This is a genomic window from Streptomyces sp. NPDC048270, assembly GCF_040652335.1.
Lineage (GTDB): Bacteria > Actinomycetota > Actinomycetes > Streptomycetales > Streptomycetaceae > Streptomyces.
This window is the reverse complement of sequence record NZ_JBEZLV010000008.1, coordinates 57,335-71,277: the sequence shown is the minus strand read 5'-3', so window position 1 is coordinate 71,277 and position 13,943 is coordinate 57,335. Positions and strand designations below refer to the sequence as shown.

At 73.4% G+C, this 13,943-nt stretch carries 12 protein-coding genes; 6 read left to right on the top strand and 6 right to left on the bottom strand.

Going from position 1 to position 13,943, the window contains the following annotated elements; translation table 11 throughout:
• Positions 1-12 precede the first annotated feature (12 nt).
• The 3 genes from AB0D66_RS10085 to AB0D66_RS10075 form a co-directional block, all read right to left on the bottom strand.
• The gene (locus tag AB0D66_RS10085; protein WP_362299503.1) at positions 13-1,545 is read right to left on the bottom strand and encodes a YfcC family protein; all 1,533 of its coding nucleotides are present in this window, start codon (positions 1,543-1,545) and stop codon (positions 13-15) included.
• On the bottom strand, positions 1,542-2,879 hold the full coding sequence (locus AB0D66_RS10080) for a M20/M25/M40 family metallo-hydrolase (RefSeq protein WP_362299500.1): 1,338 nt from the start codon (positions 2,877-2,879) through the stop codon (positions 1,542-1,544). Before AB0D66_RS10080 ends, AB0D66_RS10085 begins: the two co-directional genes overlap by 4 nt.
• 226 nt (positions 2,880-3,105) lie before the next feature.
• Positions 3,106-4,029 (bottom strand): alpha/beta fold hydrolase, encoded by a 924-nt coding sequence (locus AB0D66_RS10075; protein WP_362299497.1) that lies wholly within the window; start codon positions 4,027-4,029, stop codon positions 3,106-3,108.
• Positions 4,030-4,271: 242 nt separating this feature from the next.
• Here AB0D66_RS10075 and AB0D66_RS10070 point away from each other — a divergent pair, with 242 nt between their 5' ends.
• Positions 4,272-4,853 carry a hypothetical protein gene (locus AB0D66_RS10070; protein WP_362299494.1) on the top strand — a complete coding sequence of 194 codons (582 nt, stop codon included), beginning with the start codon at positions 4,272-4,274 and terminating at the stop codon, positions 4,851-4,853.
• A gap of 147 nt (positions 4,854-5,000) precedes the next feature.
• Positions 5,001-5,777 (top strand): hypothetical protein, encoded by a 777-nt coding sequence (locus AB0D66_RS10065; RefSeq protein ID WP_362299491.1) that lies wholly within the window; start codon positions 5,001-5,003, stop codon positions 5,775-5,777.
• 52 nt (positions 5,778-5,829) lie between these two features.
• On the opposite strand, the gene AB0D66_RS10060 is transcribed toward AB0D66_RS10065, so the two are convergent.
• The 3 genes from AB0D66_RS10060 to AB0D66_RS10050 all read right to left on the bottom strand — a co-directional run bounded on the left by AB0D66_RS10060 (position 5,830) and on the right by AB0D66_RS10050 (position 8,304).
• The gene (locus tag AB0D66_RS10060; RefSeq protein ID WP_362299489.1) at positions 5,830-7,017 is read right to left on the bottom strand and encodes an MAB_1171c family putative transporter; all 1,188 of its coding nucleotides are present in this window, start codon (positions 7,015-7,017) and stop codon (positions 5,830-5,832) included.
• Entirely contained in the window at positions 7,014-7,571 is a 558-nt protein-coding gene (locus AB0D66_RS10055; RefSeq protein ID WP_361752715.1) for a toxin-antitoxin system, toxin component, read from the bottom strand. The genes AB0D66_RS10060 and AB0D66_RS10055 overlap by 4 nt, the downstream gene beginning before the upstream one ends.
• A 64-nt stretch (positions 7,572-7,635) precedes the next feature.
• The gene (locus AB0D66_RS10050) at positions 7,636-8,304 is read right to left on the bottom strand and encodes a helix-turn-helix transcriptional regulator (protein ID WP_328928675.1); all 669 of its coding nucleotides are present in this window, start codon (positions 8,302-8,304) and stop codon (positions 7,636-7,638) included.
• A gap of 218 nt (positions 8,305-8,522) precedes the next feature.
• On the opposite strand from AB0D66_RS10050, the gene AB0D66_RS10045 reads away from it, so the two are divergent.
• From AB0D66_RS10045 to AB0D66_RS10030, 4 genes are all read left to right on the top strand, one after another.
• Positions 8,523-9,509, top strand: a complete 987-nt coding sequence (locus AB0D66_RS10045) for a helix-turn-helix domain-containing protein (protein ID WP_362299485.1) — start codon at positions 8,523-8,525, stop codon at positions 9,507-9,509.
• A 101-nt stretch (positions 9,510-9,610) separates the two neighbouring features.
• Complete coding sequence (locus AB0D66_RS10040; protein ID WP_362299822.1) at positions 9,611-10,966, top strand: 6-phospho-beta-glucosidase; 1,356 nt, start codon at positions 9,611-9,613, stop codon at positions 10,964-10,966.
• 190 nt (positions 10,967-11,156) lie between these two features.
• The gene (locus tag AB0D66_RS10035; RefSeq protein WP_362299819.1) at positions 11,157-13,139 is read left to right on the top strand and encodes an MDR family MFS transporter; all 1,983 of its coding nucleotides are present in this window, start codon (positions 11,157-11,159) and stop codon (positions 13,137-13,139) included.
• A 93-nt stretch (positions 13,140-13,232) separates the two neighbouring features.
• Positions 13,233-13,895 carry a GPP34 family phosphoprotein gene (locus AB0D66_RS10030; protein WP_362299482.1) on the top strand — a complete coding sequence of 221 codons (663 nt, stop codon included), beginning with the start codon at positions 13,233-13,235 and terminating at the stop codon, positions 13,893-13,895.
• The last annotated feature ends 48 nt before the right edge of the window (positions 13,896-13,943 follow it).

The following is a 13,943-nucleotide window of genomic DNA, read 5'->3' as shown; positions in this document are numbered from 1 at the left end:
GCCGCCCGGACCTCACATCGCCGCGCCCAGCACGAGGAACCCGCAGATCAGCACGGAGAGGATGGCCAGCAGCGGCCAGACGAAGCGCAGGTACTTGTCGTAGCCCACCTTGGCCAGCGCCACGCCGCCGATGGTCACCGCCGTGGTGGGCACCCAGAGGTTCATCCAGCCGCTGGCCGACTGCCAGGCCGTGACCACCAGCGCGCGGGGGACGCCCGCGAAGTCCGCGAGCGGGGCCAGGATCGGCATGGCGAGGGTGGCGTGGCCCGAGGTGGAGGGGATCAGGAAGGCCAGCGGGAGGTTGACCACGAAGACGATCACCGCGAAGACGCCGGACGAGGTGCCCTTGACCACGCCCTCGATGGAGTGGAGCACCGTGTCCGTGACCTTCGAGTTGTTCATGATGACGGTGACCCCGCGCGCCAGCATGATGACCAGGGCGGGCGAGATGAAGTCGGCGGCGCCCTGGATGATCGTGGAGCTGAGCTTCGCCTCTCCCATCCGGGCCACCAGGCCCACCAGCACCGCCGCGCAGAGGAAGAGCGCGGACAGCTCCGGGAAGGACCAGCCCAGCTCCCAGGAGTACGGGACCGCCTCCGCCTCGCCCGTCAGCGCGCCGGCCCACGGGACCACCGAGAAGATCATGAAGGTGAAGACCAGGACGAGCAGGACCAGCACCGTCCGGTGCAGGCGGGTCAGTTCCGGTTCCACCTCGTCGGCGCCCGTGGCCTTCTGCTCGCGGTCGCCCGGGAGGAAGCCGCACAGGGAGGCGGCCGGGTCCCTCTGGACCCGCCGCGCGTACCGGACGACGTAGAGGATCGTCACCGTCGTCAGCACCGCCCACATCGCGAACCGCAGCACGATGCCGTCGCCCAGCGAGATGTCGGCGGCCGAGGAGGCCACCCCGGTCGCGAACGGGTTCACGGTCGAGCACAGCACGCCGATGCCCGCACCCAGGATCGAGGCGCCGACGGCGACGAGCCGGTCGTAGCCGAGGGCCAGCATCATCGGCACCAGCAGGCCGTAGAAGCCGAGGGTCTCCTCGGCGAAGCCCTCCACCGTGCCGAGGACGGAGAACACCAGCATCACGGCGGCGATCAGCAGGGCGCCGCGCTCGCGCAGCCGGTGGGCGAGCCGGGCGATGCCGCGGTCGAGGGCGCCGGTGGCGAAGACCACGGTGATGAACGCGCCGATGGCGAGGACGAAGAGGAAGACGCCCGCGCTGCCGTAGAGGTCGCCGGCGAACCTCGGGCCGACCTCGCCGGTCTCGGGGTCCTGGATGCCGTACAGGCCGTTGACGGGGGAGAGGAAGAGGTCGTTCAGGCGCTGCGTGAAGCCCTGGGTGTCGTCGACCCGGTGGTAGGTGCCGGAGACGGGGGCGCCGTTCTCGCCCCGGTCGTACTGGCCCGCCGGGACGAGGAAGGCCAGCAGCCAGACCGCCACCGTGACGACCGCCAGGATCGTCAGGGCACTGGGGAAGGCGAACTTCCGGGGCGGCGCGGGCGGTTCGGCCCCGGGCGCGGGCACCGGGGGCGCGGTCGTCACCGGGGGCCTCCCGCCGCGCGGCCGGCCGCGAAGTCCGCCGCGTACTCCCGCACGAACGCGGCCATCGCCACCACCGTGTTGCGCAGCTCCGACAGCAGCACCCGCTCGTTGGGGGCGTGCAGGTTGTACCTGCCGTCCTGCGCCCCGAAGAGCAGCACCTCGGCGTCCGGAGCCGCCTTCGCGAGGCCGTTCACCAGCGGGATCGAGCCGCCCGTCGCGACGAAGGAGGCCTCCGTGCCCCAGGCCTCCTTCAGCGCGGTGAGCGCGGCGCGGTACGCGGGCCCGCCCGTGCGGGCCTCGAAGCCGGGGCCGGTGTCGCCCGGGGTGACGGTGAGGGGGATCCCGAAGGGGCGCTGCGCGCGCAGGTGGTGCACCAGCGCGGCCCGTGCCTCGTACGGGTCCTGGAGCGGGTGGAAGCGGAGGTTCACCTTGGCCCGGGCGTACGGGACCACCGCCGACGCGGCGTGGTCCACACCGGGCGCGTCGAGGCCGATGACGGTGGCGGCCGGACCGCTCCAGAGCCGTTCGCCCAGCGAGCCGGTGCCGATCAGGGGGAGCCCGTCGCCGACGGCGGCGAGCTCGCGGAACTCCTCCTCGGTGTAGGCCGTCCCGTCCCAGGGGTCGCGGCGCAGGCCCGGCACGGCCACGTCCCCGCCGGCGTCGTGCAGGGTGGCCAGGGCCCGCAGGAGGACGAGCAGGGCGTCCGGGGCGGCGCCGCCGAACGCCCCGCTGTGCCGGGGCTCGTCGAGGGTGCGCACCTCCACCACCACCTCGCAGGAGCCGCGCAGCCCGGTGGTCAGCGTCGGGGTGCCCGGCCGCAGGTTGCCGAGGTCGGCGATCACCATGGCGTCACAGGCGAACCGGCCCGGGTCGGAGGGCGGATGGTCGTCGAAGGGGCTGCCGTACTCCTCCTGCCCCTCGATCACCAGCTTGATCCCGACGGGCGGCCGGCCGCCGTAGAGCCGCAGCATGCCGAGGAGGGCGATCACGTTCGACTTGTCGTCGGCGACGCCGCGGGCCCGCAGCCCGCCGCCGGGCACCGGGGTGGCGCGGAAGGGCGGGGAGAGCCAGAGGGCCTCGTCGCCGGCCGGCTGGACGTCGTAGTGCGCGTAGAGCAGGACGGTGGGGGCGTCCGGGCCCGGCGGAGGGATCTTTGCGTAGATCACGGGGGCCGTCTCGGGGAGGTCGATCCGCTCGATGTCGGCCACGCCCGCCCCGCGCAGCAGGGAGACGATCAGGTCGTGCGCCTCCAGGACCGGCTCGGGCGGGAAACCGGGAAAGGCGACCGACGGGATGGCGGCCAGCCGCTCCAGATCCGCCCGCAGTCCGTCCATCAGGGCGTCGGCCCTGAACTCGAGGCGGTCGGGGCCGTGTGGTTCCCGGCTGCCGGAAGCGAGGCCGCCCGGGAACCCGGCGGCCGGGCCGCGGCCGGGCGGTCTCACCGGGCTGGTTCGGGCATCCCGTTCCATCCGCCACGTCCCTCCGCTGCTGGTGCTCCGATCATGGGGCGCGGCGGGCGGGGGCGCCGTGGCGGACGGAGCCGGACGGGTGAACCGCCCGTCAGGCGGTGACGGCCTTCAGCTCCTGGTCGCCGTCGGGGTCCAGCGGCGGGTAGGAGACCGCTCCCCGCACCAGGCAGTCCTCGAAGAAGCCGAGGCAGCGCAGGTGGTAGGCGCGGGCGGCGTAGCCCAGGCTGATGTTGTGGCCCGCCTCCGGCTGCCGGTCGATGTGCACCCGGGGGGCTCCGGTCAGCCGCGACCGCAGCTCGGCGAGCGCGTCCCGGTCGTAGCGCCACCACGGCTCGTGCTCGGCGAAGGTGAACCGTACGGGCACGCGGACGCGGCCCGCGACGGCGCGGAAGGCCTCGGGCCAGCGGACGATGTCCGCCTGCTCGCGGGGCGGGACGGGGGCGACGATCGAGCCGCAGGTGGCGAAGGTGCTCGGCGGATAGAGGCGCAGGGGCCCCCAGCTGCGCCGGCCGCCCCTGGAGGCACCCGTTCCGCTGAAGGCGTCCGGCGCGTAGCGGTGGCCGCACCCGGAGATCTCCATGCCGAGCAGGTCCGGCGGGGCGTGGTCGGCGGCCGTGAGCAGCGCGACCTTGCCGCCGAAGGAGTGGGCCAGTAGGAAGACGCCCGCCCCGGTCGGGTACCGGGCGCCGAAGTCGCCCACCGCGGCGGCGAGGGCGGCCGCCTGCTCGGCGACCGGCTGTCCCTCGGGGAGCGCGGCGGCCGACCGGCCGTAGCCCGGCCGGTCGACGGCCACGACCGTGTACCCGAGGCGGGCGCCCAGCGTGAGCAGGGAGAAGTCGGGCAGGGCCTGGCTGTCGAAGTATCCGGCGCTCATGCCCGCCCCGTGCACCGCGACCACCGTGGCCCGCGGCGGGCCCCCGGCCGGTTCGCAGAGCAGGGCGGACAGGGCGGTGCCGCGGGCGTCCAGGACGATCCGGCGCACCCCCGGCGACAGGTCCTCGCGCGGGGTGCTCATGCCGGCACCGCCCCCTGGGCAGCCGGCTCGGCGCCGACGGTGATGACGTCCGTGTCCACGGGAGCATCCTGCGCTCGGATTGTCGTATTCATGACGTGACGCGCCGAACCCGGTCCGATCCGCTCGGCGGCGATCTCGTCCGGTCCGCCGCGTGTCGAAGCAGGGCCGTGATCGTTTCTTCAGCCGTAACCCTCATGAACCTCATGAAGCTCATCCGGGCTGCGGAATCGGGAGGACACGCGGTGACCGCTTGGCAGTACCTCGCCGGGGCGGGCCTGGTGGCGGCCCTGTGCCCGCTGCACGGCCACGTTGCGGTCGCGGGCGACGGGCACGGCCGCGGCGCCCGGGTCGACCTGTGCGTGCCGGGCGGCGAGCCGGGGCGGCCGGTGTTCCGGCCGCCCTCGGTACGGACCGGGGTACCCGGCGGCGAGCGGCCCACCGTGCACCACCCGGGACGGCCACCCGGGCCGCCCGTGGCCGCGGCCCCGGAGCGGCCCGAGCCGGCGCCGCCGCCCGGGGTGCCGCAGCCGCCGGGTCCGGCGGAGCCTTCCGCGGAGGCCCGGGCCGCGGGGACGCAGCCGCCGGTGCCCGCGCCGGATCCCGGGCCCGGTCCCGGACCGGTCCGCGCGGACGCCCCCGCCCCGCCCCGGCCCAGGGCCGCCGCCGCGCCCGTGAGCGCCTTCCACGTGCGTCCGTACCGCTCTGTCGCCCTGCAGCGGCGCGGCCCCGGCGGGATGTCCACGGTGATGCTCATGGTCGTCGTCACGACCCCGGCCGTCCTGGCGGCCGCGGCCCTGCGCCCCCGCTCCAAGAGCCGCGGCTGACGGCCTCCGCAACCGCCGCCGGCACCGCACGTCCGCGTGCCCGATCCGACGGCCGATCCGTCAACCGAACCGTCCACCGATCCGCACAGCGCCCCACCCACCGCCCCACCCACCGATCCGCCCACGATCCACCACGGGAGAATCCACGTGTCCGAATGGCTGGTCCTGGCCATCGCCATGGCGCTCGTCTGCGCCCTCGTCCTCACCATCACCCTGATCCGGCACCGCCGGGCCGCCGACGACGAGGACACCAGCGAAACCCCCGATGTCATCGAGTACATGACCATGATGGTGGGCGTGGTCTACGCGATCGTGCTGGGTCTGGCCATCGCGGGAGTCTGGGAGGCCCGCGGCGCCGCCGAGGACAGCGTCCGCCGCGAGGCCCAGGCGCTGTACGAGGTCACCCAGCGCGCCGACGTCTACCCGGCCGCCGTCCGCGACCGCATCCGCGGCGAGGTGGACGCGTACGTCTCCCACACGGTCGCCGTGGACTGGCCGCTGCTGACCTCCGGGGAGAGCGCCTCGGCCGAGGGCGGGCAGCTGCTCGGCAAGCTGCGCAGCGACGTCACCCACCAGAGCCCCGCCACCGAACTCCAGGCGCAGGCCTACCAGCCGCTGCTGGACCACATCGCCGCGGCCGACGACGCCCGCCACTCGCGCACCCAGAGCTCGGAGTCCACGCTGCCGAGCGTGGTGTGGTTCGGACTGCTGGTCGGCGGGGTGGTCACGGTCGGGCTGATCTTCACCCTGCAGATCCGCCGCTCCGGGCGGGAGCTGCTGCTGGCCGGGCTGTTCAGCGCGCTGATCGTGTTCCTGCTGTTCATGGTGTGGAGTTTCGACGCGCCCTACGGGCGGGACGGGATCGACTCGGCAGGCCCCTTCCAGGACCTGTTCCCGGCGACGGCGGTGGCCGCCGCGCGCTGAGCCCGCGTCCGGGGGCCCCGCCGGGCCGCACGGCGCAGGTCGGCCGTGCGGCTCAGGCGGCCCCGCTCCCGGACAGCGCGGCCTGCTGCCGGACCGCCTGCACCACCGGCGAATGCCGCAGGGCGTGGGAGATCCGCAGCAGGTCGCGCGGCCCGTCCGCGGTGTCCAGCACGGTCTCCTCGCCGGCGCCGATGACCTTGCCCTCGGGGTCCGCCGAGCGGGCCTGTACGGCGGCCGCGACCATGGCGGCGTCGGCGACCGCGCGGGCGGCTGCCTCGTCCGACCCCTCCGCGAGGGCGCGTTCGTACGCCCGGTCGCGCAGGCTCCGGTCGAAGTACGGGCCCAGGTGCAGGAACCCGTCGTGGATGTCCGACTCGCGCTGGATCACGCGCAGCTCGGCGGCGGACCACCAGGCCATCTGCACGGACGGGGTGCCGGCCGGCGCGGAGATCTGCACCTCCTGCCACAGCGGACCGAGCCTGCGGTACGTCGCCCAGGTCTGCCAGTTGTCCGACATCCGCTGGCAGACGAGCGGGAGCACGAATCCGATCGCGCTGATCAGCGCTCCGACGGAGGCCAGCGGCGGGGCGACGAGGGTGCTGAGGAAGTCGAGGTCGTGGCCGGTCCAGCGGGCGATGACCGCGGTCACCTTGGTGGCGTCGTAGCTGAGGTTGAACATGTAGCCCGCGACGATGATCATCAGGCCTACCCGCAGCCAGCCGCGCACCTGGAGGGACCAGCGCCAGCACATGGCCACCATCACCACCGCGGCCACGTTGTGCGCCACCAGGTAGAGGGCGATCATCTCGCGGATGTACGGGGTGTTCGCGTAGTAGGTGTCCAGGTCGCGCAGCCGCTCCTCGGGGGCGTCGCCGAGGGCGAAGAGCACGATCAGGGCCACGATGACGACGCTGTAGCCGAGGATCCAGCGCTGCGAGACGCGGCGGGTCTCCTCGGGCGGCCCGCCCCGCCAGTTGACGACCAGGACCAGGCAGGACGCGCTGAACGCGGTGATCAGGCAGTACACCAGCGGAGCGGAGATGTTGGGCACCCCGGTCCAGCGGTTGACCGCCGCGATGGTGGGCGGGGCGGCGAAGGCGAACACGGCGCCGGCCAGCAGCAGCAGCGCGCAGACCGACCGGAGCAGCGGATCGCGCCAGTTGTGGCGCAGGGCCGGCAGTTTGAAGGCGAGCGAGACCGCCATCGCGGCTGCCGGTATGTAGTAGTCCTGGCCGTTCAACGATCGTTCCTGTGCCCCCGGTAGCCCAGCGCGGCCTCGATCCGGCCCGCCAAATGGTCGCGCTGTGCCGGAGCCCGGTGGCTCGCCGAACCGGCGAGCCAGGTCCGGCACCGGCTCCCCAGCAGTAAGCCGAAGGTCTCGGCCTCGCTCTCCTCCCGTACGTCGGCACGCGTGCGCGCGGCGACGCGGCGGACGGTCTCGCCGATGTCGGCCTCGTCGGACAGCAGCCGGGCGGCGACGGCGGCGCCGTCGACGTGGTGGCTGCAGTGGCCGGCCTTCATGTGCCACAACTCGTGGCCCAGGATCACCAACTGGTGGTCGGGTGCCGTGCGCTCCTCGATGACCACGAGATCGCGGTCCGCCATGTCGAGCCACAGGCCGCTGGCCGTCCCCGGCGGGAACGAGGCCATCCGGAAGTCCACCCGGCGGCCGCGGTGTCTGCTCATGCCCTCGCAGAGGGCGGCGTAGAGGTCCACGGGTTCCACGGGGGCGGTCAGCCGGATCCCGGCCACCAGCTCCCCGCACAACCGCCGCTGCTCTCTGCCTATGCTCACCGTTCTCCCCGTCGGCGCGGATCCGGATCAGGACTCAAGGATCAGACCCAGATGTTCGACTGGGTCAGGATTCGTTCGGTTTGACGCTTTCGAGGAGCATGTCCAGCCATTCGGTCACCTTGTCCCGGTGCTTGTCGCTGGGCAGTTGGGCGGCTCTCCAGGCGATGCCCCGCACACCGTGGTTCTGGAGGAGTCTTGCCAGCGGATCGCCTGCCGAAGCGGCCGCGGCCGGTACGGTTTCCCGGGCGCGGCCCGCGAAGTCCTGGAGCAGCTGCTGCTCGGTCCGCTGGAGCGCGTCGGTGAGGGCGTCCGCGTCGTGGGCGGTGAGGAATCCGGCGTGCACCCCGAAGAAGCGCTGGATCGCGTCGCAGTGCTCCATCGTGGGGCGGCGGTCGCCGTTGATCAGGGCTCCGGCCTGCTGCCGGGACATTCCGGCGCCGTCGGCGATCTCCTGCTGCGTGTAGCGGCGGCCGTTGGGTTTGACCCGGGTGCGCCGCAGCAGGTCGAGGCGCTGGAGGAAGCGGGTCTGGAGATCGGGTTCGCCGGCGGGCCTGCCGTCGAGCAGGATCCTGACCACGTCCGTGGGCACGCCGGAGGCCTCGGAGAGGCGCCGCAGGTCGAAGACCTGGTTCAGGTCGCGGCCCATCTTGCCCGCGAGTTCGGCGACGCGCGTGACGGTGGCTGCCAGGGGTGCGTGGGCCACCGCGACGGGAGCCGGGAAGCCGTCTGTCACCAGGGGTTCTCCTAGTTCGCACGAAGTCGGTACGGGCACATGGTCGGCTTCTGGAATCTAGCCGCTATCGCACCGAAGGGCTAGAACGTGCCACAGCTGTGGCGGGAATGAGCTGTCAAGAGGCTGGAATTGCCACAATAGTTGACACTCGAATGAAGTCGGTAGCAGGATCGCCACACGGAAATGAAGATCCAGACCGTGAGGAGGGGGAGCTCTCGGTGCCACATCTCGCAGCGGTGGGCCCGGCCGATGGCCTCGCCCGAGCCGGTGAGGAGCGCCTGGCGGGCGAGGAGCCCGCACGCGGCGCCGTGCGGTCGGAGCGACGCAAGGAGATTTTGCGCCAGCGCCGCGAGGAACTGGGGCTGAGCCAGGAGGACCTCGCCGCCCGGCTGCGCATCAGCGTGCGCGCGTACGGCAATTGGGAACGCGGCCTGGTCAAGGAGTGGACGGACCGCAAACTGCTGGCCCTGGCAGAGGCGTTGGAGATGAGCGAGCGGCAGTGCTTCTGGCTCTTCCGCGTCATGGTCGACCGTGACCCCCCGCCCACCTGGCGGGCGGCCGAGGAGAACCGGCTGCCCGAGGACCCCGCGCAGCGCGACTACCTGTGTGACTACGCGGCCCTCATGGAGGCCGTCCCCTACCCGAGCTTCCTGGTGGACCACCGCTGGGACGTCGCGCTCACCAACTCCGCCTTCGACCAGCTCTTCCAGTCGGTAAGACCGCACCCGACGGCCCTGCCGGACGACAACTTCCTGCGCTTCGTGCTGTTCCACCCGGACGCCGCTGCCGTGCTGGAGGACCACGAACCGGCCTGGTGCGTACCGCTGCTGGCCCAGTTCGCCACCGCGCTCGCCGCCGCCCCCGAGGACGAGGGGCTGGCCAGCATCCGCCAGGAGGTGGCCCGCGATCCCTTCATGGAGGCGGCCTACCGCTACGGCGTGCCGCACTGGCTGAGCATGCGCGGAGCCGAGGCGGCCGAACAGGACGGGGCGGTGCGGACCGTGCGCCACCCCGACCCGCGGCGGGGGCTGGTGCGCTGCCGCATGGTGGCCGAGACCAGCCGGATGCTGGACGGGATGGGTCTGACCCGGATCACCCTGATCCTCTCGGCGCCGCAGGGCGCGCCGGCGGGCCCCGTGCGGGGCGGCGGGCTCGCCCAGCAGCAGGGCGCCCGGCTGCGCGCCGTGCCGTCGCTGGGGGAGTGAGCGGCCGGGGGAGACTGTCCCCGTAGGTCGCGTGCCGCGGGTGCCCTGCCGGTCCCGTGTCACCGATCGTGGCACTGGTGTCGGTGAAGGGCGGTAAGGGCGTGCGGCTGACGATCCTCGGCGGGGGCGGGTTCCGGGTTCCCCTCGTCTACGGAGCACTCCTCGGCGACCGCGCCGAGGGCCGGGTGACCGAAGTGACCCTGTACGACGAGGATCCGGCGCGGCTCGGCGCCATGGCCCGGGTCCTCGCTGACCAGGCGGCCGCCGCCGCGGTGCCGGACGCCCCGGCCGTCACGGCCACCGGGGACCTCGACGAGGCCCTGAGCGGGGCCGACTTCGTGTTCTCGGCCATCCGGGTCGGCGGGCTCGAGGGGCGGGCCGCCGACGAGCGGATCGCCCTGGCCGAGGGAGTGCTGGGCCAGGAGACGGTGGGCGCGGGCGGGATCGCGTACGGGCTGCGGACCGTGCCGGTGGCCCGGGAACTCGCCCGCAGGATCGCCCGTGCCGCTCCGGACGCCTGGGTCATCAACTTCACCAACCCGGCGGGCCTCGTGACCGAGGCGATGGCCGAGGAGCTCGGCGAGCGGGTGATCGGCATCTGCGACTCGCCCGTGGGACTGGGCCGGCGCGTCGCCCGGCTGCTCGGGGTCCGGCCGCAGGACGCCTGGATCGACTACGTCGGCCTCAACCACCTGGGCTGGGTGCGCGGGCTGCGCGTCGACGGCCGCGACGAACTGCCCCGGCTGCTCGCCGACACCGAGGCGCTGGAGTCGTTCGAAGAGGGCCGGCTCTTCGGCGCCGAGTGGCTGCGCTCGCTCGGAGCCGTCCCGAACGAGTACCTGCACTACTACTACTTCAACCGTGACACCGTACGCGCCTATCAGGAGGCCAAGCAGACGCGCGGGGCCTTCCTGCGCGACCAGCAGCGCGGGTTCTACGCCGAGGCGGGCCGGTCCGGGCTGCCGGCCGGGGCGGCGCTGGCCGCCTGGGACCGGACCCGGGCCGAGCGCGAGGCCACGTACATGGCCGAGAACCGCGAGGCGGCGGGGGTCGGCGAGCGGGACGAGGGCGACCTGGAGTCCGGGGGCTACGAGAAGGTGGCGCTCGCGCTGATGCGGGCCATCGCCCGGGACGAGCGGGCCACGCTGATCCTCAACGTGCGCAACGGATCGGCCCTGTCCGTCCTCGACGCGCAGGCCGTGATCGAGGTGCCCTGCCTGGTCGACGCCAACGGCGCCCACCCGGTGGGGGTCGCCCCGCTGCCGCTGCACGCGGTCGGGCTGGTGACGGCGGTCAAGGCCGTCGAGCGGGAGGTCCTGGCGGCCGCGGCGAGCGGCTCGCGGGCGGCGGCGGTGAAGGCCTTCGCCCTGCACCCGCTCGTGGACTCGGTGGCGGTGGCCCGGCGGCTGCTCGAGGGGTACGCGTCCGCGCACCCGGGCCTGGCCTACCTGCGCTGACGCCCGGCGTTCGGGACCGCGTACGAGGGAGCCGCGCACGAGGGGGCCTCCGGCTCGCCCGTACGGCCCAGTGCCGCATGCGGAGCGGCGGGCGCGCTGTGAGAGTGCGAGGGTGACCACTGCCCCCGCCACGGCCCCCGCGCCGCCCGTGATCGACCGGCGGCGGCGCAATGTCATCTTCGGCACGATCATGCTGGGCGTCCTGCTGGCCGCCCTCGACCAGACGATCGTCGGCACCGCCCTGCCCACGATCGTGGGGGACCTCGGCGGCGGCGACCACATGTCGTGGGTGGTGACCGCCTACCTGCTCGCGGAGACCGTGGCGACGGTGCTGGTCGGCAAGTTCGGCGACCTCTTCGGCCGAAAACTGATCTTCCAGATCTCCGCCATCGTCTTCATCACCGGCTCCTTCCTGTGCGGCCTGTCGCCCAACATGACGTTCCTGATCCTGTGGCGCGGAGTCCAGGGCATCGGGGCCGGGGGGCTGATGGTCACCTCGATGGCGCTGATCGCGGACGTGGTGCCGCTGCGCGAACGCGGCAAGTACCAGGGCCTGATCGGTGCCGTCTTCGGCGTCGCCACCGTCATCGGACCGCTCCTCGGCGGGCTGTTCACCGACCAGCTGACCTGGCGGTGGTGCTTCTACGTCAACGTGCCGATCGCGATCGTCGTCGTCATCGCGGCCGCCCGGACCATCCCCGCCGTACGGGCCGAGGGCAAGCCGGTCATCGACTACCTGGGCATCGCCCTCGTCGCGGTCGGCGCGAGCGCCCTGATCCTGGCCACCAGCTGGGGCGGCAACGAGTACGCCTGGAACTCCGCCACGATCATCGGCCTGTTCGCCGGCGGCGCCGTCGCCCTGGCCCTGTTCTGCCTGGCCGAGACGCGGGCCGCGGAGCCGATGCTGCCGATGCGGCTCTTCCGCAACCCGGTCTTCTCCGTGTGCTCGGCCCTCAGCTTCGTCGTGGGCTTCGCGATGCTCGGCGCGATGACCTTCCTGCCGACCTACCTCCAGTACGTCGACGGGGACTCCGCCACGGTCTCGGGCGTCCGGACCCTGCCCATGGTCTTCGGCCTGCTGCTCGCCTCGGTCTTCAGCGGCAACGTCACCAGCAAGACCGGCCGGTACCGGATCTTCCCGATCGTCGGCAACGCCGTCATGGGCCTCGGCCTGTACCTGCTGTCGCGGATGGAGCCGGGGACCAGCACCCTGCTGGAGTCCCTGTACATGTTCCTGCTCGGCACCGGCATCGGCCTGTCCATGCAGGTGCTGACGATCGCCGTGCAGAACACCGTGGACTACGCCGACCTCGGCACGGCGACCTCCGGGGTCACCTTCTTCCGCACGCTCGGCAGCGCCTTCGGGACGGCGGTCTTCGGCACGATCTACGCGAACAGCCTCGGCCCCGAGCTCAAGGCGGGGATCGCCGAGTCGGCGCGGCTCACCGGCCAGGACCCGGCGCGACTGGCCGAGGCCGTCTCGACGCCGGAAGGCGTGCACCGGCTCGATCCGGCGGCCGCGGCGCCCCTCATCGACGCCTATGCGCACGCCCTGCACACGGTGTTCCTGTGGACCGTGCCGGTGGCGGTGTTCGGGTTCGTCGTCGGCCTGTTCCTGAAGCAGGTCAAGCTCCGCGACAGCGCCCGCGCCGGGTCCACGGACATGGGGGACGGCTTCGCCTCGCCGGCCACGGCCAGCGGGAACTCGGCCAAGCTGCTGGAACTGGCGGTCGGCAAACTCGTACGGAGCATGGGGCCCGAGACGGCGCGCTCGATCGTGCGGGCCTCGGACACCCGGCTGGACATGGCGGGCGCGTGGGCCGTGATGCAGGTGGAGCTCATGACCCGGACGGTGGGCGCGGCCAGCCTCGGCCTGATCGCCGGCCGCCGCTCCGTGCCGCCGGAGGTGCTGCTCCCGGTCTTCGACCGGATGGTGGACGAGGGATACCTCAGCCGCGAGGGCAACTTCTTCACGCTCACCCCGGGCGGACAGCGGGAGGCCGACGTCATCTCGACGGCGTGGGCGGGCTGGCTCGGGGACGAGCTGGAGAAGGACCGCGGCCGGCCGCGGAGCGCGGAGCTGCGGGTGGCGGCGGACGCGATCGCGAAGCGGCTGCTCGCGGAGGACCTGGGCGAGGGCAACTTCGCGCCGCTGGGGCGGGCGCGGGCGTAGGAGGCCGGGGGCGGAGCGGGAGGGACGGCGGGAACCTCCGGGGGCCGCCGGGCGTCTTCTCTGCGGGGAACACGGACAACGGGGGTGTCGCTCATGGCCGTCACGCTGGCTGAGGAGATCATGCTGCTCTCCCTGGACGACGAGTCCGGGGCGGCGAGGCAGCGGCAGGCGGTGGGCTGGGCCGTCGCGGGCGGAATCCTGCTCGAACTCGTCCTGGCGGAGCGGGTGACGGTGAGGGGCAAGTACCTGGAGCCGGCGGACGACACGCCCACCGGGGAGGAACTGCTCGACGGCCGTCTCACGTCGATCGGGACGTGGCTGCGCGGGCGCAGCAAGCGCCGGGTGACGGACTGGCTGACGAAGGACCAGGCCAAGGCGGTCGGCGCCGCGGTGGAGCGGCTGTGCGCGCGGGGCGTGGTCTCGGTGGAGGAGAGCAAGGTCTTCGGGGTGTTCCCGCGCCGCCGCTACCCCGAGGCCGACGGCACGGTCGAGCGGGCCCTGCGCGAGCGGCTCGCCGCCGTGGTGATCGGGGGCGCCGAACCGGACGAGCGCACGGCGGGCCTCGTGGCCCTGCTGCACGCGGCCAAGCTGCACCGGCTGGCCTTCCCCGACCTGCCGCGCGGTCAGGTCGCGGCCCGGATGGCGGAGATAGCCGCCGGCCAATGGGCGGCCGAGAGCGTGCGGGCCGCCATCCGCGACATGCAGGCGGCGATGGTGGCGGTCACGACGGTGACGGTCTTCGCGGCGACGAGCTGAGGCGGTCCGGGGGGCGGGCGGCGTCCGGGGCTGGTCGGGTTCCCGGTG

What these genes read in the sequence shown, in the direction of transcription:
- AB0D66_RS10080 (WP_362299500.1), bottom strand. Translation starts at nt 2,879, where the DNA reads ATGGACGGACTGCGGGCGGATCTGGAGCGGCTGGCCGCCATCCCGTCG.
- AB0D66_RS10075 (WP_362299497.1), bottom strand. Translation starts at nt 4,029, where the DNA reads ATGAGCACCCCGCGCGAGGACCTGTCGCCGGGGGTGCGCCGGATCGTC.
- AB0D66_RS10035 (WP_362299819.1), top strand. Translation starts at nt 11,157, where the DNA reads ATGCTGGGCGTCCTGCTGGCCGCCCTCGACCAGACGATCGTCGGCACC.
- AB0D66_RS10030 (WP_362299482.1), top strand. Translation starts at nt 13,233, where the DNA reads ATGGCCGTCACGCTGGCTGAGGAGATCATGCTGCTCTCCCTGGACGAC.